The 18,092-nt window shown below is 51.1% G+C and carries 18 protein-coding genes and 2 tRNA genes; 1 reads left to right on the top strand and 19 read right to left on the bottom strand.

From position 1 onward, the window contains the following. Nucleotides 1-48: 48 nt before the first annotated feature. The gene (locus tag ACGHM3_RS13015; protein WP_345415856.1) at nt 49-1,776 is read right to left on the bottom strand and encodes a proline--tRNA ligase; all 1,728 of its coding nucleotides are present in this window, start codon (nt 1,774-1,776) and stop codon (nt 49-51) included. A 245-nt stretch (nt 1,777-2,021) separates the two neighbouring features. On the opposite strand from ACGHM3_RS13015, the gene ACGHM3_RS13020 reads away from it, so the two are divergent. Beyond that, the gene (locus tag ACGHM3_RS13020; RefSeq protein ID WP_345415853.1) at nt 2,022-2,492 is read left to right on the top strand and encodes an HIT domain-containing protein; all 471 of its coding nucleotides are present in this window, start codon (nt 2,022-2,024) and stop codon (nt 2,490-2,492) included. A 198-nt stretch (nt 2,493-2,690) separates the two neighbouring features. Here the strand turns inward: ACGHM3_RS13020 and nadA are convergent, their stop codons facing one another. From nadA to ACGHM3_RS13110, 18 genes are all read right to left on the bottom strand, one after another. Beyond that, nucleotides 2,691-3,716 carry a quinolinate synthase NadA gene (gene nadA / locus ACGHM3_RS13025; RefSeq protein WP_345415902.1) on the bottom strand — a complete coding sequence of 342 codons (1,026 nt, stop codon included), beginning with the start codon at nt 3,714-3,716 and terminating at the stop codon, nt 2,691-2,693. Nucleotides 3,717-3,917: 201 nt separating this feature from the next. Further along, entirely contained in the window at nt 3,918-5,192 is a 1,275-nt protein-coding gene (locus ACGHM3_RS13030) for a multifunctional CCA addition/repair protein (RefSeq protein WP_345415850.1), read from the bottom strand. 93 nt (nt 5,193-5,285) lie between these two features. Further along, nucleotides 5,286-5,361: transfer RNA gene (locus ACGHM3_RS13035), tRNA-Lys, on the bottom strand. Between the two features lie 314 nt (nt 5,362-5,675). Then, nucleotides 5,676-5,751: transfer RNA gene (locus tag ACGHM3_RS13040), tRNA-Lys, on the bottom strand. Between the two features lie 197 nt (nt 5,752-5,948). Next, on the bottom strand, nt 5,949-6,629 hold the full coding sequence (gene queC, locus ACGHM3_RS13045; RefSeq protein ID WP_345415847.1) for a 7-cyano-7-deazaguanine synthase QueC: 681 nt from the start codon (nt 6,627-6,629) through the stop codon (nt 5,949-5,951). 33 nt (nt 6,630-6,662) lie between these two features. Further along, the gene (gene queE / locus ACGHM3_RS13050; RefSeq protein WP_345415844.1) at nt 6,663-7,310 is read right to left on the bottom strand and encodes a 7-carboxy-7-deazaguanine synthase QueE; all 648 of its coding nucleotides are present in this window, start codon (nt 7,308-7,310) and stop codon (nt 6,663-6,665) included. A gap of 108 nt (nt 7,311-7,418) precedes the next feature. Beyond that, a complete protein-coding gene (ybgF, locus tag ACGHM3_RS13055) occupies nt 7,419-8,201 on the bottom strand; it encodes a tol-pal system protein YbgF (protein ID WP_345415841.1) in 783 nt (260 codons plus the stop codon). A gap of 7 nt (nt 8,202-8,208) precedes the next feature. Continuing rightward, nucleotides 8,209-8,706 (bottom strand): peptidoglycan-associated lipoprotein Pal, encoded by a 498-nt coding sequence (pal, locus tag ACGHM3_RS13060; RefSeq protein ID WP_345415838.1) that lies wholly within the window; start codon nt 8,704-8,706, stop codon nt 8,209-8,211. 341 nt (nt 8,707-9,047) lie between these two features. Next, a complete protein-coding gene (gene tolB / locus ACGHM3_RS13065) occupies nt 9,048-10,349 on the bottom strand; it encodes a Tol-Pal system beta propeller repeat protein TolB (RefSeq protein ID WP_345415836.1) in 1,302 nt (433 codons plus the stop codon). A 173-nt stretch (nt 10,350-10,522) separates the two neighbouring features. Next, the gene (gene tolA, locus ACGHM3_RS13070; protein WP_345415833.1) at nt 10,523-11,341 is read right to left on the bottom strand and encodes a cell envelope integrity protein TolA; all 819 of its coding nucleotides are present in this window, start codon (nt 11,339-11,341) and stop codon (nt 10,523-10,525) included. After that, complete coding sequence (gene tolR, locus ACGHM3_RS13075; RefSeq protein ID WP_345415830.1) at nt 11,341-11,757, bottom strand: protein TolR; 417 nt, start codon at nt 11,755-11,757, stop codon at nt 11,341-11,343. Before tolR ends, tolA begins: the two co-directional genes overlap by 1 nt. Before the next feature lie 8 nt (nt 11,758-11,765). Then, nucleotides 11,766-12,461: a protein TolQ gene (tolQ, locus tag ACGHM3_RS13080; protein ID WP_345415827.1), complete on the bottom strand. Its 696-nt coding sequence runs from the start codon at nt 12,459-12,461 to the stop codon at nt 11,766-11,768. Nucleotides 12,462-12,591: 130 nt separating this feature from the next. Continuing rightward, entirely contained in the window at nt 12,592-13,011 is a 420-nt protein-coding gene (gene ybgC / locus ACGHM3_RS13085; protein WP_345415824.1) for a tol-pal system-associated acyl-CoA thioesterase, read from the bottom strand. Between the two features lie 34 nt (nt 13,012-13,045). Next, entirely contained in the window at nt 13,046-14,086 is a 1,041-nt protein-coding gene (ruvB, locus tag ACGHM3_RS13090; protein ID WP_345415821.1) for a Holliday junction branch migration DNA helicase RuvB, read from the bottom strand. Between the two features lie 175 nt (nt 14,087-14,261). Then, on the bottom strand, nt 14,262-14,885 hold the full coding sequence (ruvA, locus tag ACGHM3_RS13095; protein ID WP_345415818.1) for a Holliday junction branch migration protein RuvA: 624 nt from the start codon (nt 14,883-14,885) through the stop codon (nt 14,262-14,264). 36 nt (nt 14,886-14,921) lie between these two features. Then, nucleotides 14,922-15,443 carry a crossover junction endodeoxyribonuclease RuvC gene (gene ruvC, locus ACGHM3_RS13100; RefSeq protein ID WP_345415815.1) on the bottom strand — a complete coding sequence of 174 codons (522 nt, stop codon included), beginning with the start codon at nt 15,441-15,443 and terminating at the stop codon, nt 14,922-14,924. Between the two features lie 76 nt (nt 15,444-15,519). Continuing rightward, nucleotides 15,520-16,053, bottom strand: a complete 534-nt coding sequence (locus ACGHM3_RS13105) for a hypothetical protein (protein ID WP_345415812.1) — start codon at nt 16,051-16,053, stop codon at nt 15,520-15,522. A 28-nt stretch (nt 16,054-16,081) separates the two neighbouring features. Then, nucleotides 16,082-18,058, bottom strand: coding sequence for a carboxypeptidase-like regulatory domain-containing protein (locus ACGHM3_RS13110; protein WP_345415809.1), 1,977 nt, complete (start codon nt 18,056-18,058; stop codon nt 16,082-16,084). Nucleotides 18,059-18,092: the final 34 nt, after the last annotated feature.

Raw genomic sequence — 18,092 nt, forward strand, 5'->3', positions numbered from 1 at the left:
TGGTATCGCAGTCTCTTCTTAGTAGTCGAACTATTCCAAGCTTAGCAGTTACTGGCTCAACTGACCTTTGACAAACGCCACCACATCGGCAACGGCGACATCCTGTTTTTCGCCCGATGCACGGTTCTTGTACTCGACGTTACCGGCTTCCAAACCGCGATCACCCACAATAATCTGGTGTGGCAAGCCCATAAGTTCGATGTCAGCCAACATAACCCCCAAACGCGCCTTGGCCTCATCCATAAAGAGTACGTCCAAACCAGCCTGCTGAAGCGCTTGATACAAAGCCTCACACTGCTCGGCAACCGCTGCCGACTTATGCATATTGATGGGCACTAGGGCTACATCAAAGGGCGTCAGTGCCGCCGGCCAAATAATGCCGTTGTCGTCGTGGTTTTGTTCAATGGCTGCCGCTACCACGCGGCTAACGCCGATTCCGTAACAACCCATGCTGACCACTTTTTGCTTGCCGTTTTCATCCAATACCGTGGCTTTCATAGCCTGACTGTATTTATCGCCCAATTGGAATATGTGCCCCACTTCGATACCGCGCTTGATCTCGATAACCCCCTGACCATCTGGGCTGGGATCACCGGCTACTACATTTCTGATATCGGTTACTACGGGTAAGGGAATGTCTCGCTCCCAGTTGACTCCGGTAAGGTGATAGCCGTCTTTGTTGGCACCGCACACGAAATCGCTGGCCACGGCAGCGGCACGATCAACAATCACCGGGAAACTTAGGCCTTTTGGCCCTAGAGAGCCGGCAGAGGCGCCAACTGCGGCGTTGATTTCGGCATCGCTTGCCATGGTTAGCGGGCTGGCCACCTGGGGTAGCTTTTCAGCTTTGATTTCGTTGAGCTCGTGATCGCCACGTACGACAAGGGCGACTAAACCCTGCTCGCCATTTTCGTCTTCTGCCGCTTTTACAATCAGCGTTTTTAACACTTGTGAGAGTTCAGCGTTGAGCAGTTTAGCTACATCCTCAACACTGTGAGCTCCTGGCGTCGCAACCTCGGTAAAGACTTCCTGAGCGGGCGCTCTTGTATTGGCAGGTGCGATGGCTTCAGCCAATTCAACATTGGCGACAAAATCACTTTTGCTGGAAAAAGCAATATCATCTTCACCGCTGTCTGCCAAGACGTGAAACTCGTGGGAGCCAGATCCCCCAATAGATCCGGTGTCAGCCGCTACGGCTCTAAAATCCAAACCCAAACGGGAGAACACATTGCTATAAGCCTGGTGCATAGTGTCGTAGGTGGCCTGCAACGAATCCTGGCCTATGTGAAAGGAATAGGCATCTTTCATCAGAAACTCGCGCGCGCGCATAACGCCAAAACGAGGCCTGGTTTCATCGCGGAACTTAGTTTGGATTTGATAAAAGTTAGCCGGCAACGCCTTATAGCTTTTGATCTCGTTGCGCACCAAATCCGTGATGACTTCCTCGTGGGTTGGCCCCAAGCAGAAATCATTGTCGTGGCGATCTTTTATACGTAACAGCTCGCCACCATATTGCTCCCATCGGCCGGATTCTTGCCAAAGCTCAGCCGGCTGAACCACTGGCATCAGCAGTTCTAAAGCGCCGGCTTTGTCCATTTCATCTCGCACAACAGCTTCTACCTTGCGCAGTACGCGCAGGCCGAGCGGCAACCAGTTGTAGAGGCCAGAGGCCATTTTGCGGATTAAACCGGCTCGTAACATGAGCTTGTGACTGACCACAACGGCATCTGCGGGAGTTTCTTTCTGTGTGGCGATTAAAAATTGGGTTGCTCTCATGCTTTGATGGGGCTCTTACTGTAGTGATTGAAACGGGTAGCCATAAGCTAAAAACGGCCCTTCGAGGACCGTTGAGGCTATTTTAGGGCGATGGGCCCCAGCTTGCCAATAGCTGAACAAGGATTTACTGATGATGATCTACCAACCTATTATTTGAGTAGTAAGCTAGGTTTATCGTTATTACTATTGATTGCCAGCCCAGAGGCTGACACGATAGACCCAAGACAAAGCAAAGAGAATACGCCATGTTCACACTTAACGAAGCCTTACAGAGCGACACCGTTTTGATTGGCCACTACCCATTGAGCCTGGTTTTACTGCACAAAGACGCCAATTACCCCTGGTGCATACTGGTGCCGCAACGCAGTAACGTTACCGAAATCTATCAACTGGATGCTGCAGATCAAAAGCAGCTTTTGGATGAGTCCTGTCAGTTATCTGAAACCATGGTTGGGCTCTACGCGCCCAGCAAAATGAACATAGCAGCTCTCGGTAATATGGTGCCGCAGTTGCACGTTCACCACGTGGCGCGCTTTAAGACCGATGGCGCCTGGCCGAATCCAATATGGGGCGCCCAGGAGCCACAGCCCTACACCGAAGAAGCCCTTGCGGCTCGGGTTTCGAAGCTACGCAGCGCGTTGTCTGGCGATGACTTTATCATCAGCGATGAAGCGCCAGAGCCTACCTCAAACTTCAGCCAAACCATCGAAACATAATGCTGTCGTAGGTTTATTGCAGTGCCGGCTGAAGAGCACACGGCCGGCCTGATAGTCGCCTTTGCGCCGACCTGTCTCCCGCCGTACTAACTACACGGCCTCTAACTACCAACCCGCGATCTACCGACCGCAGCCTGCTGTTGCAAACAGCAGGCTGCGGTAGCCGCCTATTCGGCTGCTCAAACCTTGATCAGCGCCTTATTTTCGGCTGGCTGAAAACTCTAACATTCGCGTCAGCGGCACCAGCGCTCGCTTGCCCAATGCATCATCCACGAAGATTTCATTACCGCCCTTAGTGCCACCGCTCTCAAGCAGGTGCAGGAGGCTTTCCAGACTATTCATGGCCATCCAAGGGCAGTTTGCGCAGCTACGACAGGTGGCGCCAGTACCAGCGGTTGGCGCAATTATGAACTCTTTATCAGGGCAAAGCTGCTGCATTTTGTAGAAAATGCCTTGGTCCGTTGCCACAATAAACTGCTGACGATCCAAGGTTTGCGCCGCTTTGATCAGCTGAGACGTAGAGCCTGCTACGTCGGCTAAATCCACCACTGCCGCCGGTGACTCGGGGTGCACGAGTATAGCGGCATCTGGGTAAAGTTCTTTTAGATCCAATAGTCCTTTGGCCTTAAACTCCTCGTGAACTATGCAGGCGCTGTCCCAAAGGATCATATCGGCTTGGGTGGATCTCTGGACGTAATCGCCCAGATGCTTGTCTGGTGCCCAGATAATTTTCTCGCCCTTGGAATCAAGGTAGTCTACAACGTCTAGCGCTATACTGGAGGTCACCACCCAATCTGCTCGCGCCTTAACTGCGGCCGAGGTATTGGCATAGACAACGACAGTGCGATCAGGATGCTGATCGCAAAATGCTGAGAATTCGTCAATGGGGCAACCCAAATCCAGTGAGCAGGTTGCCTCCAAAGTGGGCATGAGCACTTTCTTATGTGGGGTCAGAATTTTTGCGGTTTCACCCATAAATTTGACGCCGGCAACGATCAGCGTATCTGCCGGATGCTCACTACCAAAGCGGGCCATTTCCAATGAATCTGAAACGCAGCCGCCGGTCTCCTCAGCTAAGGCCTGGATCATTGGGTCGGTGTAATAATGCGCCACCAATACGGCATTTTGCTCTACCAACAGCTGCTTAATGCGCGCTTGATATTGCTGCGCCTGCTCTGCGGTGAGCTTATCTTCTTCAGATTTAGCCAGATAATCCTGCACCATCACACGTGCTGTTTCTACGGCATCACTGGTTGTAACCATCACGGAGTCCCCCGGAAACCCGCCTAAAAGCGGTGAAATTTGGCACGAATTATACACGCTTTAGGAAAACACAAGAAATACTTATCATTTCATTTAAAATCAGATAGATAAATAATGTTTATAAAGTATTTTATAGGTATTATCTCGCACTTAAAGTGATTTCTAGCACTGCGCCAGCAGCAATCCAGCCTCCTCACCGCGCATATATTGATTAATCACCCCAACCTTCCCTTGGGTAAGCTTCTCCGCCAAAGCCAGCCCCTTAAATCCCTGCTCAAGGTACTCTTTAGCACTTACCGACCTCGCCGCACCCAGACACCCCAGAAGCAAAGCACTCTGTGGGTAAGGGCGCTGCTCAAACCCCAGCCGGCCGCGTGAGTCGCTTTCGCAGGCCTGGGCAAACTGCTTGACCCGCTCCGGCCGCCGAAAGCCATCCAACGCCTGCAGCAACTTTAATATTGTCCCTGCTTTCATTTCGGGCACCCGATGACACTTTAGGTGGTACTCACAAACCAGCTTGGCCATTGCCAGGTAATCTTTGGGCACCCTTAAGCGACGGCAAACCGCCTCCACCAAAGGCACTCCGGTAACCTCGTGGTTGCGGTGGCTTGGCCACTGCTCCTGCGGTGTAATCCCCTTACCCAGGTCGTGCAAAACGACACAGAAAGTGACAAGCTCACTGTTAAAATGCTGCCTGGCCGCATCTATCGACATCAGCACATGCACACCGGTATCGACCTCCGGATGGTAGTGTTTGGTTTGAGGCACACCAAAAAGAGCATCCATCTCCGGTAACAGCACTTTTAGAGCACCACAGCCACGCAATACCCTGAAATACTCGCTGGGAACCTCCTCACCCAGCGCCCGGGCCATTTCTTTCCAGATGCGCTCTGGCGTCAGGCTGTTAAGCTCATCGCCTGCACTGAGCTGAGTCATCATCTGCAAGGTGGCTGTGTCAACGCTAAAACCCAGATGCTTAAAGCGGGCGGCGAAACGAGCCACACGCAGGACGCGCAATGGATCTTCAACAAAAGCCGGCGACACGTGCCGAAGCACCTTATCTTTTAGATCCTGAGTGCCACCATAGGGGTCCACCAGGTGGCCATCTTTAGACTTGGCGATAGCGTTAATCGTTAGATCTCGGCGCAGCAAGTCCTCTTCTAGGGTCACATCCGTACCGAAATCACAGACAAACCCTCCGTAACCCACGCCCTCCTTTCGCTCTTTACGGGCCAAGGCGTACTCATCTTTGGTTTCTGGATGCAGAAATACCGGGAAGTCTTTGCCAACCCGAGAAAAACCGGCTGCCAACATTTGCTCCGAATCAATACCAACCACTACGTAGTCTCGGTCAGTGACGTCGAGGCCCAACAGCTCATCGCGGACTGCGCCGCCCACCAAATAACTGCTTCGCTCAATTGCTTGTAGTAATGACATAGCGTAACGCTTGGAAATTCGAAATTAGGAAGTGGGTTAGTTTACCGGCCCCAAACGCAAAAAACCCACTCATATGAGCGGGTTTTGCGATGATGGTGGGTCGTACTGGATTCGAACCAGTGACCAATTGGTTAAAAGCCAACTGCTCTACCGACTGAGCTAACGACCCAAATTCTGTAATATTGCTGCGTGCAAGCACGCCCTTCCCTTTTGTCGTACTGGATTGCCAAAGGCGTCCTGCCTTGGTCCGCTTCGCGGTTGGCTAAAGCCAACTCAAAATCGTTCCCGACGATTTTGTCGAGCCAGTGACCACAAATTGCCTGGAGCGATTTGCAGTGTCCTACGGCCATCGCGTAGCGACCTAGCTCATGGATGAGCTAGGCTGACTTGGTTAAAAGCCAACTGCTCTACCGACTGAGCTAACGACCCAAAAGGGTTTGATCTTTCAATCAGACCGGATGCGTGTTGCATCCAGCTAAAATATGGTGGGTCGTACTGGATTCGAACCAGTGACCAATTGGTTAAAAGCCAACTGCTCTACCGACTGAGCTAACGACCCATATTCCATCACCAACTTAATTTAGCTTGGTGATTTCACCTCCGGCTAACTAGCACCTCGCCCACACTCGCTATAACTGAGTGTTTGGCTGTGCCCCGGAAGAGGCGCATATAGTACTTATATAAATTTAAAACACAAGCCTTTTTTGCCACTAGAATTTACTAAATTATCACTTGAAACAATGGGTTATGAAGTGATCAACTCTGATATGGAGTTGGGTCATCGACGCCAGCTTGGGCAAAGCCCTCTTTGCGTAAACGACAGCTATCGCATTTACCACATGCACGCCCTGCTCCATCAGCCTGATAACAAGAGACTGTCTCTGCGTAATCAACGCCCAGAGCCATACCTTTGTTAATAATCTCGCCTTTGGTCAGGTCTATTAAAGGTGCGTGTATTGTCAACTGCCTGCCTTCTGTTCCAAGCTTTGTGGCCAGATTCGCCATGGTTTCAAAGGCAGAAATAAATGCGGGGCGGCAATCTGGATAGCCAGAGTAATCCACAGCATTGACACCTATAAAGATATCCTGCGCCTCCAATACCTCAGCCCAGCCTAATGCAATGGATAGAAACACCGTATTGCGCGCAGGAACGTAGGTGATCGGTATTCCCGAGGTCTCCTGTTCTGGCACCGGGATGTTTGGGTCGGTTAGCGCTGAGCCGCCGATGGTGCTCAAGTCCAGCGTAACCACCTTGTGGGCTACCACACCCTGTCTTTTCGCGATATCCGTCGCCGCTTGTAGCTCAGCTCGGTGCCGCTGCCCGTAATCGAAGCTAATACTGTAACAGTCGTACCCAAGCGAGTGGGCTATGGCCAACACCGTGGTTGAATCCAACCCACCCGAGACCAATACCACCGCTTTTTTTTTGGATGTCATCTCTAAACCCATATAAACGAACAATATGGCGCCTTAGCGCCCCGGCACATCGCCCCACAAATACTTATGCATCTGCAGCTGCATCCTCACGGGTAAACGTGCATCAATAATCCACTGAGCCAGCTGCTCCGGCTTTAATTGCGTAAAACTGGCAGAAAAAAGCAATTCAGCCGGGCCACTCAACAATGAGAGCTCATCAATCTTAAACCGCGCCCACTGAAAATCAGCCTCACTACAAATAACAAACTTTATCTGATCGCCCTGCGAAAGCCGCGCAAGATTGGAATAGTCATTTTTGGTACTTTCACCGGAATCGGGAGTTTTTAAGTCGAGCACCACACTCACCCGAGGGTCTACCCCTTCGATCGACATGGCACCGCTGGTTTCCAAGGAAACGTGATAACCGCAATCGCACAGGCGTTCTAGTAGAACTAGACAATTGGGCTGGGCTAAAGGCTCACCACCGGTAACACAAACCTCTCTCGCGCCGTAGCTATCTACCTCGGTGATAATGGCATCTAGGTCGTATTTCTGACCGCCGTGAAATGCGTACTCGGAGTCACAATAGTGACAGCGCAGCGGGCATCCGGTAAGGCGCACAAACACTGTCGGTAGGCCGCTGGCCAACCCTTCGCCCTGAAGCGAATGAAAGATTTCGGTAATTCGTAACGTGAAATCCATAGAAATGTGACATCACCTGCTCAAAAAAGCGGCGGATTTTAACGAAAAATGCGCGGGAATACTATGAGTATGTGAAAAGCCTAAGCATTGAATGCCTGGGCAGAGCTGCTATAGCAGCCCGTTAACTGACATGAAGTCTTTGGCTAGCTGGGCTGCTGGCGTACCACCGGCTGCAACCTCACTCAACATAGACTTAGCATTGCCTTTGTCGCCAAGCTGAAAATAGAGCTTGCCGAGCTTGAATTTGGCATCTGGCGCCTTATTGTGACCTGGATACTCTTTCAGCAGGCGGCTAAACCACTGCTGAGAGTCTTGCAGATCCTGCTTGCTTAAACTGATTTCACCCAGCCAATAATAAGCATTGGGGGTGAACAAGCCATTTGGATACGACTTCAAGTACTGATTCAGCTTACTGGCAGAGCCGTCAAAGTCTTTCTTTTGCAACAGTAAGCTAAGGGCGTCACTGTAAAGACCTCGCTCACTTACCGGCTTAGCACCACTAATGGGCTGACTGGCTGCGGCGTTGCTGGTACTTGACCTACTGGGCGCGGCGCTCGGAGCTGCGGCACCTTGCGACGACATCAAATTTGAGATCCGCTGATCCAAATCGGTGTAGTCATCCAGCCGCTGTTGTTTCAAACGCTTAATCTCGAACGCCTGCTGCTCAACCAAGCCGCGAAGATCCAGCACCTCTTGCTCAAGCTGCTGCATTCGGCCAAACATTTGGCTTGAGATATTGCCCGCGGTTGTGGTGCTGGCACCAGCCGTAGAGGCCCGTGTTGCCGGACGAGAATCAATAACTTGGGCCTGAGCAAATGTATGGCCAGCAGCAACCCCAAGAGAGGTTGCCACCACACATTGCATCACGCGCTTGGCGAATACATGCATCATTGAAAAACTACTTCAATTCTACGCGACGGTTTAAGCGCCAGGTTTCTTCGTCAGAACCATAGGCTGCTGGTTGCTCTTCGCCGTAGCTTACGGTTTCGATTAAGGTTGGGTCTACGCCTTGTAGCACCAGAAAGTCACGAATTGCGTTGGCACGACGCTCGCCCAAAGCCATGTTGTACTCTCGAGTGCCACGCTCATCAGCATGACCTTCCAGGCGTACCGAACGAGGATTGGCTTTTAGGTCTTCAGCGTGGGCGGTCAACAGGGCGCGCTCATCAGACTTAACAACTGACTGATCAAAATCAAAGTAGAAAACGGTTTCTAGCGCCATTTGCTCGTCTTCCATGATACCGGAGGTATCAACACCAGACGTGTCTACCGCGGAGCCTACTTCTTCCTCAACAGGAGTTGCTGCTTGGTCTGTGTCTATCTCTTCAGTCGATGAACAACCGGCCAGAACAAATGCCAATACGATCAAACTGAACCCTGTTTTTAACAATTTCATGGTCTATCACTCCCAATTGTCGATATCGATATGGTTCTTTTTTGCCTGTCCGTCGCACAGCTATGAACGAGGCTTTGATTTTGCCCTTTTAAAATTGGGGGCAGATTATTTGATTACTACAGCCAAACAAAATTAGTTAGGGTTTGACCTTAGTAATCGCGCTATCTCCATAAAGCTACTTGGCCGATGGCCAGCAGTACATCCTGTACCGAATCAAATCCGTCGCAAAAACCGCCCAACAGATGAGAATCTTTGGCAAGCGTAGTCTGTAAACGCTTGTTGTGCCTCATAAAAGCCGCATTATCACATAACACTGTGGCTAGGCACAGTAATTGAAACAATTAATTTATAAAGGGAGACCATGCTGGCTCACGCACATCACCGCGTTTAGATGGCAACTTAAATTTCACACCCGCATCCAAAGACACCGCCCCCAAAATACCTTTGCCGTTTTCTTGGGTGGCGTACAAAAGCATGGCTCCGTTTGGCGCAATACTGGGTGATTCGTCCAACTTGGTTTCCGTCAAAATTCGGATGTCGCCGGTTGCCATGTCTTGGGCAGCAATATGGAAAACTCCATTTTGGCGATGCACCATGACCATGGTTTTACCGTCTGGCGCTAAACTGGAGCGAGCATTGTAATCGCCGTAAAAAGTCACACGCTCGGTACGACCAGAGGCCAGATCAACTTGATAGATTTGCGGCTGCCCACCCCGATTTGAGGTAAAGATTATTCCCTTGCCATCAGCGGTCCAGCTTGGTTCAGTGTCGATGGCAAAATGGTTGGTTACACGAGTATATTTGCCCGTGATAAGTTCTAGTGTGTAGATTTCTGGATTGCCATCCTTCGACAAAACAAAAGCCAGATTTTTGCCATCCGGCGACCAAGCTGGCGCACCATTCAAACCTTTGAAGTTTGTAACTTGCTGGCGCTTGCCTGTTGCTATTTCCTGAACAAAAATGGCTGGGCGACTGGTTTCAAAAGAGACATAGGTTACCCGCTTACCATCGGGCGACCAGCGAGGCGACAACAATGGCTGCTGAGAACGGAGCAGTTCTTTTTCTCGCGCACCGTCCACATCGGCGTGCATGAGCCGATAGCTTGAGTTCTTCGGGTTGTTTAGATCGCGCATTACCTCAACGTAAATCATTTTGGTTGAAAAAGCGCCGCGAATACCGGTTATCTCTTCGTAAATCACATCAGAGGCATAGTGCGCCAAACTGCGCAGATCCCCTGCTCCAGCCGAAACGGTCCGTTTCAACATCTGCTTTTGGTTGAGAATATCGTACAGCTCAAACCAAAATTGGTATCCATTGGCAACAGGAGTGAGACCTCCAATGACCAAAAATTCGGTATTGAGCGCTCGCCAATCGCGGTAATACACCTCGCCGGCGGATTGAGGAAACGACAGCATGTTTTTACGATTCACCGGTGCGAACTGACCACTGCGCTGTAAGTCGGCTGAAACAATGGCCGCAACGTCTTCCGGCAAAGTGCCATCGGCTTTAAACGGCGCTATGGCGATGGATGTGGGGTTATCGATTCCTTGAGTAATTTCGATGGTCAGCTCAGCGGCAGCGTTTGTGCAATACACAAACAACCCAATAATTCCTATGGCGAGGGCTCTTTTTATGGTTAACAAACTGTCACTCCTAATAACGAACTTTCAAGTAACTAACTTTCAAGGTGGTGCTGTTAAATCCAGGCATCAGCAACGGCAATGAAGCGCTAGACATTGTCGTTCACCGAAACGCAGCCGCTAGTTGCTCGGTAAAACTGCATTTACACGGTTAACACAGCGCCTGGCCGTACAATTTACAACCGCAAATCCTGCGGGTTAAACACCAGCCTTAGCTCTCTGAAATACTGCTCAAACACCGGCGAAGGCACGTCTCTTAACTCTTTAAATTGCTCGGCCTTCAGTACTGCTTGCTCGGCGGAGCGGTCAAACGCTGCATTACCGCTGCTTTTGGCAACTGTCACGTTGACCACCCTACCAGTAGGCACTAACTGTATTAACAGTTCGCACTGCATACCTTTACGGGCAGACGGCGGCCTACTCCAAAACTGCTCAACTCGTCGGGCAATCACCGCAACGTAGCTTTGCGCGGTTGCTTCCGCTTGCTGCTGCGCAAACGCGGCTTGCTCTGCCGCCTCCGCAGCGGCTAATTCTTGCTGCAGCTGATTCTGCACTCGCTGCTGTTCTAGCTGCTTCAATTCTTCGGCCAGGGCCTTTTTCTTACGCTCCTCTGCCGCCTGCTGCTGGGCTTTCAGCTCCTCTGCCTTTTTCTTTTCTGCCGCCTTGCGGTCACGCTCGGCTTTCTCTTTGGCTTCTTTTTCGCGCTGTTTCTTTAACGCTGCTTGCTTGGCTTTTTCAGCCTCAGCTTCGGCGCGTTTTTTCTTGGTCAGATCAACGACATTTTGTTGCTGTGGTTTTGGCGTTACTTTAGGCGCTTGCTGTTTGGGCGCCGTTTGCTCCAATTGAATCAGTTTAGCCTGTACAATTTGTACAGGCGGTTTTCTGGTTTCAGTTTCGCCTTCCCAACCCCAAGCCAGTAGGGCCACTATGCCAAGGTGCAGCGACAAGCTGACTAAAACAGCGACTGGCAATCGAACATAGCTTGAAAAAAACATTAGCTTTCTGGCTCTGTAACCAGCCCCACCGACGGGGCTCCCGCTGCTTGCAAACTGGTCATGGCCTTAACCACTTCACCGTAGGGTACACTGACGTCCCCCCACACCAGTACCGGTGTATCCGGCTTTTGACCGAGCACTTTACTCACTGCTTCCTGAATGGCGGGTAACGGCTTAGCTTCCTCTTGCTCACCACCTAAATTTAGGTAGAAGCTACCGTCCGCCTTAACCGAGACAATCAACGGCTCATCTTCATTGGCATCAAAAGGTTCTGCGGGAGTCTTTGGCAGCTCAACCTTGACGCCCTGCATCAATAGAGGTGCAGTAATCATAAACACCACCAAAAGCACCAGCATAACGTCGATATACGGCACCACGTTAATTTCCGCCATGGGCTTTTTCTTTTTGTTACGCATGGCGGTTCCTAGGGATTGCTAGAATGCAATTTGCGGTGAAAGAAGGCACTGAGTTCTTCAGAGAAGGTTTCGTAGCCGTTAACCATGGTCTCTGCTTTTGCTGAGTAACGGTTGTAGGCCAACACTGCGGGAATGGCGGCAAATAGACCCATTGCGGTGGCAACCAGTGCTTCTGAAATGCCAGGGGCTACGGTGGCCAAGGTGGCCTGGTGCACATTGGCTAGGCCTCGAAAGGAATTCATGATGCCCCAAACCGTACCAAACAGGCCGATATAAGGGCTCACCGAAGCCACACTAGCCAAGAAGGACAAGTTCGCTTCGAGCTTTTCTTCTTCTCGGGCTAAAGCTACGCGCATGGCTCGCTCGGTACCTTGCATAACCGAATGAGGGTCCGCTGAGCTCTGTTGTTTTAGGCGGGAAAACTCTTTAAACCCGGCCCTAAATATGCTCTCAGCACCTTCTATTTTTCCGTTTTGCGCTTTGGCATTGCCCTGTTTATACAACTGGGTTAAGTCGATTCCGGACCAAAAGCGTTTCTCGAACTCGGCGTAGAGGCGAGAAGCCCGGCTTTGATACAAGCCCCGATTGACGATCATCACCCAAGACACTATGGATGCCAACATAAGGATGGCCATTACAGCCTGAACAACCAAGCTGGCCTCTGAAATTAAAGACCAAATGGATAAATTATCACCACCGTGCATCGAACTTAAACTCCTAAACGCTCTAGCTGGCTTTTCCAAGCCGAAAGCTCACTCTATTTTGGCCGTCAGGCCCGCCTATCTCTGGCTGCAGGGAAGATTACGGTATTAGCTGCAGGTGTCAATCGCAATGCTATAGACCTTGATGCCAATCTCGTATTTTAGTGTGTAAATCAGCAGGCATAGCCATGGGCTTCATATCAGCTTTGTTAACGCAGGCTACTCTGATCACAGCAGTGCAAAGCAGCACTTCGCCCCTCAGTACTGTTTGCTCAAATACTACGGAGACCCTGGACACCTTTTGAATGGCTGCCGTTACCACCAACGCATCATCTAGGACGGCCGAACGTTTGTAATCAATTTGCGCCGAAGCGACCACCAAAATACCGTTATTATGCGTTACAGCGGGCTTATTGAACCCTAAACTTCGTAGGAGTTCAGTGCGGGCACGCTCCATGTATTTTAGATAATTGACATAGAACACAATACCGCCAGCGTCGGTATCTTCTATATAAACTCTCGTGGGTAAGTCAAAACGAGGCAACGAAGGCATCAAACTGTTCTTAATTGAGGAAGTGAAACGAAGATTAAACTTCGAATTGGCCCTGACTGCTGGGCGGTTGAATTCCAAAATGCTGGTAGGCAAGCTGTGTTGCCATCCGGCCGCGAGGCGTTCTTACCAGATAACCTTGCTGTATCAAATAAGGCTCCAGCACATCTTCGATGGTGTCTCGCTCTTCATTAATCGCCGCAGCCAAGCTGTCCACGCCAACCGGTCCACCACCGAACTTCTCCATCACTGCTAACAACATGCGCCGGTCCATATGGTCAAAACCGCAATGATCGACGTTCAACATATTGAGCGCTGCATCGGCTATTTGCTCTGTTACGGTGCCATCGGATTTAACCTCAGCATAGTCTCTTACCCGGCGCAACAAACGCAGCGCTATACGTGGGGTACCGCGGGCGCGTTTAGCAATCTCAGCTGCACCACTTTCTTCTACATGAATTGACATCAAACTTGCAGCGCGGGCAACGATGTGGGTTAGGTCCTTAAGGTTTACGAACTCCAACCGCTGCACAATACCAAACCGGTCACGCAGAGGTGATGTCAGTAAACCCGCTCGAGTGGTAGCTCCCACCAGAGTAAAGGGAGGCAAATCGATTTTGATGGAGCGCGCCGCCGGCCCCTCACCTATCATGATGTCCAGCTGAAAATCTTCCATGGCGGGGTAAAGAACTTCCTCCACCACAGGGCTCAAGCGGTGTATCTCGTCGATGAACAGGACATCGCCGGCATCAAGATTGGTCATTAAGGCGGCTAAATCTCCGGCCTTTTCTAGCACAGGTCCGGAGGTGGATTTCAACTCGCTGCCCATCTCTGCGGCGATAATATTGGCTAAGGTGGTTTTGCCCAGCCCGGGCGGCCCAAAAATCAGCGTATGATCCAAGGCTTCTTTTCGTTGCTTCGCCGCCGCGATGAAAATCTCCATTTGTACACGCACTTGCGGCTGACCATGATAGTCCTGTAGCGATTTCGGCCGCACGGTCTTATCAACCATTTCCTCCGGGGCGTCGGCACTAGCGGAAACCAGACGAGTGGCCGTTAGGTTATCTTTTTCAATCATAGCGGAAAAATTTATAGTTAAGCCGGTTCATTGGTTATTCACTGTTGAATCATTGATGTTGGCGAGGCCGCATTCTAGAACTAGCCGACTCTTACAGGGTCTAGTTGCAACGTGATGGCACTGTATTGAGAAGAACACCATTTTACTCAACTTAAAGCATCACAATAAAAAGGAGCTAACCTGGCAACATAGAGCGCAGTGCTAATCTGATAAGCTCCTCACTGGTTTCAGGCATTTTTTGTTTATCTAACCGGCTAATAGCTTTAGCTGCCTCGGCTGGTTTGTAGCCAAGTGCAACTAGGGCGCTCTCTGCCTCTGCAATAATCTCGCCTTGCCCCCGCCCTGAGACTGGCGCGCTGGGCTCGCCAGCCTGGGAAAATTCGCCGTCGCCGGCCCAATCCTTAAGCCGATCTTGCATCTCAATCACTAATCTTTCGGCAGTTTTTTTCCCCACGCCCGGCACTTTTACTAGGGTTGCACTGCTGCCTGCGTGTATTGCAGAGACGAAGGCAGGTGTTTCAATGCCAGAAAGTATGGATAGAGCCAGTTTAGGCCCTACACCATTGACCTTAATAAGGTGCCTGAAGAGTTGTCGATCTACGGTATCCTTAAAAGCGAACAGTTGGTGAGCATTCTCACTCACAGAAAAATGCGTGTACAACTGCACTTGCTCACCCACTTTAGGCAAGCTGTAGATACTGGTCATAGGTGCTTGCACCTCATAACCCACGCCGTTTACATCTATCAATAAATAAGGTGGCTGCTTTTCTGCAAGTGTGCCTGTTAACCGACCAATCATTCAGGGTTGTCTCGTTTATCGTGTGCTTTGGTGGATTTAAACTAAGCGACCGCGCCGGAATCGCAGTGAACGCGCCGTTTGTATCTCGAACTGCTGGCTGTGAGCATGGCAAACAGCAACCGCCAGGGCATCGGCGGCGTCTTCTTGAGGGGTATCGCTTAGCTTTAATAACTGCTGAATCATAAGCTGAACTTGAATCTTGTCGGCCGCTCCGGTGCCTACCACGCTCTGCTTAACCTTGCGAGCCTCGTACTCTGCAACGGGCAAGCCATAATGGCCTGCAGCAACAATGGCCGCCCCCCTCGCTTGGCCGAGTTTCAATGCTGAGCTAGGGTTTTTCGCTAGAAAAACCTGCTCAACGGCCATTTGCTGCGGGCTGTATTCTTCTATGATTTGATTTAGTGATTCAAAGATGTGCTTAAGGCGGGAGGCCAACGCGTCTTTGGCGTTTAGCCTAATAACGCCACTGGCAACGTACGTTAGCTTGCCAGAAACGGAATTCACTATGCCGAAACCGGTTTTTAATGAACCGGGGTCGACTCCTAAAATTAAAGGCATCCGCCCACTCTATGACTATTTTACTGAACGTTTATCCAGTGTGAGTCTGTCAGGGGGCGGATGATTGGTCAAGTTTTTAATGCATTTTCTCTTCTGCCGGCATCACCCGAATGGCTTCACCCTGAGGTGTTTTAGGGGCTGATAACTTAGCTTGAGGTAAATCGCCCACCAGGATAGGTAACGCGAAGTTGCGAGCTGAAGTCTGCGGCCCCACCGTCGAGGAAACGGCCAAGTTGACAAAAAACTCGCCCTCTTGTTGTGCCGTAACTGTTACCGGAATGGCAATGGCCTGCCCTGCTTTGGCTGGGCCGGAGAAGTCATCCGCCACAACCGCAATGGAATGGGTGGTGGAACTTACCTTAATAGATACTCTGTCCAGATCGGCTTCAGGAACAAAACTTAATTCTACAATTTCAGCGACGCCAACTTCAGACTTACCATCATAGTTATGCTGGAAACGAATGGGCGCGCCAGGCTTTAAGTAGCCGCTACTCGCTGACTGAGCACCCTTGGAAGGCTGGCTCTCTACGGATTCTTTAGCTTGCTCGCATCCCACCGAGGAAAGCGCCAAGCTGGCGGCAATAATTGCGGTTGCCAAAGGTTTAATCATTATCGGTGTCCCTAATTCTGTATTTTCTTTAATTCACGGTTACATTAAAGCAGGCATTGCCATCGCTGGCTGAGCTCTGACCTACGTAGTTGGTGACATCGAGCATATAATCGCCACTGCTTAACGTGCCAGCCCAGCTGTCTTGATTTACGGTGGTGCCATCGGCCCCTCCTATGAAAGAGCCATTTTTGTATATATAGAAATCTGGGTCGGTAGTGCTAGCCCCGGAACTGCGAGCAACCGTTATTGTGTAGTTACCACTGGCGACAGAGAATTGTACATAGCGATGGGTGCCCAACTTATTGTTGGTGCCAAATTGATCGATTGTACATACCTCTTCAGACACGCCCGGCAGCAACTCGGTATAAATTGGTAGCACACTGGCATTACCACCATCGTTATCCTCGGAGCTGCCAGCGGTATCTTCAGCCACAATACTCTGGTTTTCTGCCAGCGTATCTATGGCTTGGGCGAAGGTCGGATTAGCCGCTTTCAACTGCGCCAGAAACAGGTGAATGCCGGTAAATAGCTCAGACTGCGTATATTCACTGCTGCTCAGCACGTCGTACATGGGGCCAAGCCCCAACTCTAAGCCATCGGCGTTATCCGAATTGGCGTCAAAAATATCGTACAAAATTGCTTGAACCGAGGACTCGTTGAACCAACCTCTGCGTATTGCGTAATTATTGGCCTCTAAGTCGAACGAGAAGGAGTTGGTATTGGAGTCTCTGTAGATAGAATCATCCAAAACAATGGCCGAAAGCGCATTACCGAAGCCTTCGCCAAACGCTAGGCGCATATCCAAAGAGGCGGAAAGACTGTGCGAACCGCCAATAGAATCCGACCTGGAAATATTGGCCTCAAAGTAGTGCGCCCACTCGTGGGCGATAACATGGCTATCAAATTCGTCGGTATCGTTAGCCTCATCACCTAACACATAGATGGCGTTGGCGCCGAACCGGAAAAACGTGGTGGAGATGTTGCCCTGGTCTAGCTCACCGCTAGCCGGCCGATTGTTTTCACTCCAATAAGCGACCAAACCCGGGAAGGTGATTGTGGAATCAATTTGCACCAGCTTGCTCATGGAGGTGTAGATAGTGTCCAAGATGGCAAATGGCGCCGCTGCTCTTTGCTCCGTATAGCTGCCAGAGGAAAGGTCCCAACCCGAGGCTGCATGGAGGTCTCTGGTAGAGTCCTCGCTGCCAGAGCTGGCCAAAGAGCCCTGCAACACGTAAAGCGCGTTTTGCAAGGTATTGTCGGCCACGCGAACATTCCAATTAACCGACCCTGAGCGGATTGTTTCCGCCCTTACCCGAATCAAAAATTCAGTGTTTAGCTCTACCCCGCTGAAGCTGTAGGCGCCTGCGGCATCGCTGCTGGTAGAGTCTACGACGTTTTGGTTGGCGTCAATTAACTGAACGATGGCGCCTCGCACGGGCAGATCATATGCATTAGCAAAATCTAAATCGCTTTGGGCATTGTGCGGTACTTTCTCGTAGGTGACGGTACCGGATATCGTTACCGAGGTTGGAGCAACAGGGTCTGTTGTACCACCGGAGCCGTCATCACCACCAGAGCCGTCATCACCACCAGAGCCGTCATCGCCACCAGAGCCATCATCACCGCCGGAACCGTCATCGCCACCGGAGCCATCGTCGCCGCCGGAGCCGTCGTCACCACCGGAGCCATCGTCGCCACCAGAGCCATCATCACCGCCGGAGCCATCGTCGCCACCGGAGCCATCATCACCACCGGAGCCGTCGTCACCACCGGAACCATCGTCGCCACCGGAGCCGTCATCGCCACCGGATCCATCGTCGCCACCAGAACCGTCATCACCACCGGATCCATCGTCGCCACCAGAACCGTCATCACCGCCGGAGCCACCGTTTCCCCCGGTAACCGGTGTCTCGCCTGTGGAGCCACCGCCGCCTCCGCCTCCCCCGCCACAGGCAGATAGCAGGATGATCAAAACTGCACTAATCAATAGGGAATTTATATTCATTCTTCTTTCCGTGTCGTTTTTACTCCATCTCTGA

The sequence above is a fragment of the Halioxenophilus aromaticivorans genome (assembly GCF_042850945.1).
Classification (GTDB): Bacteria; Pseudomonadota; Gammaproteobacteria; order Pseudomonadales; family Cellvibrionaceae; genus Halioxenophilus; species Halioxenophilus aromaticivorans.

What these genes read in the sequence shown, in the direction of transcription:
- ybgF (WP_345415841.1), bottom strand. Translation starts at nt 8,201, where the DNA reads ATGATGCATGTATTCGCCAAGCGCGTGATGCAATGTGTGGTGGCAACC.
- ACGHM3_RS13110 (WP_345415809.1), bottom strand. Translation starts at nt 18,058, where the DNA reads ATGAATATAAATTCCCTATTGATTAGTGCAGTTTTGATCATCCTGCTA.
- ruvA (WP_345415818.1), bottom strand. Translation starts at nt 14,885, where the DNA reads ATGATTGGTCGGTTAACAGGCACACTTGCAGAAAAGCAGCCACCTTAT.
- tolR (WP_345415830.1), bottom strand. Translation starts at nt 11,757, where the DNA reads ATGCGTAACAAAAAGAAAAAGCCCATGGCGGAAATTAACGTGGTGCCG.
- ybgC (WP_345415824.1), bottom strand. Translation starts at nt 13,011, where the DNA reads ATGCCTTCGTTGCCTCGTTTTGACTTACCCACGAGAGTTTATATAGAA.
- queE (WP_345415844.1), bottom strand. Translation starts at nt 7,310, where the DNA reads ATGGATTTCACGTTACGAATTACCGAAATCTTTCATTCGCTTCAGGGC.
- nadA (WP_345415902.1), bottom strand. Translation starts at nt 3,716, where the DNA reads ATGGTGCAGGATTATCTGGCTAAATCTGAAGAAGATAAGCTCACCGCA.
- ACGHM3_RS13105 (WP_345415812.1), bottom strand. Translation starts at nt 16,053, where the DNA reads ATGATTAAACCTTTGGCAACCGCAATTATTGCCGCCAGCTTGGCGCTT.
- ACGHM3_RS13015 (WP_345415856.1), bottom strand. Translation starts at nt 1,776, where the DNA reads ATGAGAGCAACCCAATTTTTAATCGCCACACAGAAAGAAACTCCCGCA.
- ACGHM3_RS13020 (WP_345415853.1), top strand. Translation starts at nt 2,022, where the DNA reads ATGTTCACACTTAACGAAGCCTTACAGAGCGACACCGTTTTGATTGGC.
- pal (WP_345415838.1), bottom strand. Translation starts at nt 8,706, where the DNA reads ATGAAATTGTTAAAAACAGGGTTCAGTTTGATCGTATTGGCATTTGTT.
- ACGHM3_RS13030 (WP_345415850.1), bottom strand. Translation starts at nt 5,192, where the DNA reads ATGTCATTACTACAAGCAATTGAGCGAAGCAGTTATTTGGTGGGCGGC.
- ruvB (WP_345415821.1), bottom strand. Translation starts at nt 14,086, where the DNA reads ATGATTGAAAAAGATAACCTAACGGCCACTCGTCTGGTTTCCGCTAGT.
- ruvC (WP_345415815.1), bottom strand. Translation starts at nt 15,443, where the DNA reads ATGCCTTTAATTTTAGGAGTCGACCCCGGTTCATTAAAAACCGGTTTC.
- tolQ (WP_345415827.1), bottom strand. Translation starts at nt 12,461, where the DNA reads ATGCACGGTGGTGATAATTTATCCATTTGGTCTTTAATTTCAGAGGCC.
- queC (WP_345415847.1), bottom strand. Translation starts at nt 6,629, where the DNA reads ATGACATCCAAAAAAAAAGCGGTGGTATTGGTCTCGGGTGGGTTGGAT.
- tolA (WP_345415833.1), bottom strand. Translation starts at nt 11,341, where the DNA reads ATGTTTTTTTCAAGCTATGTTCGATTGCCAGTCGCTGTTTTAGTCAGC.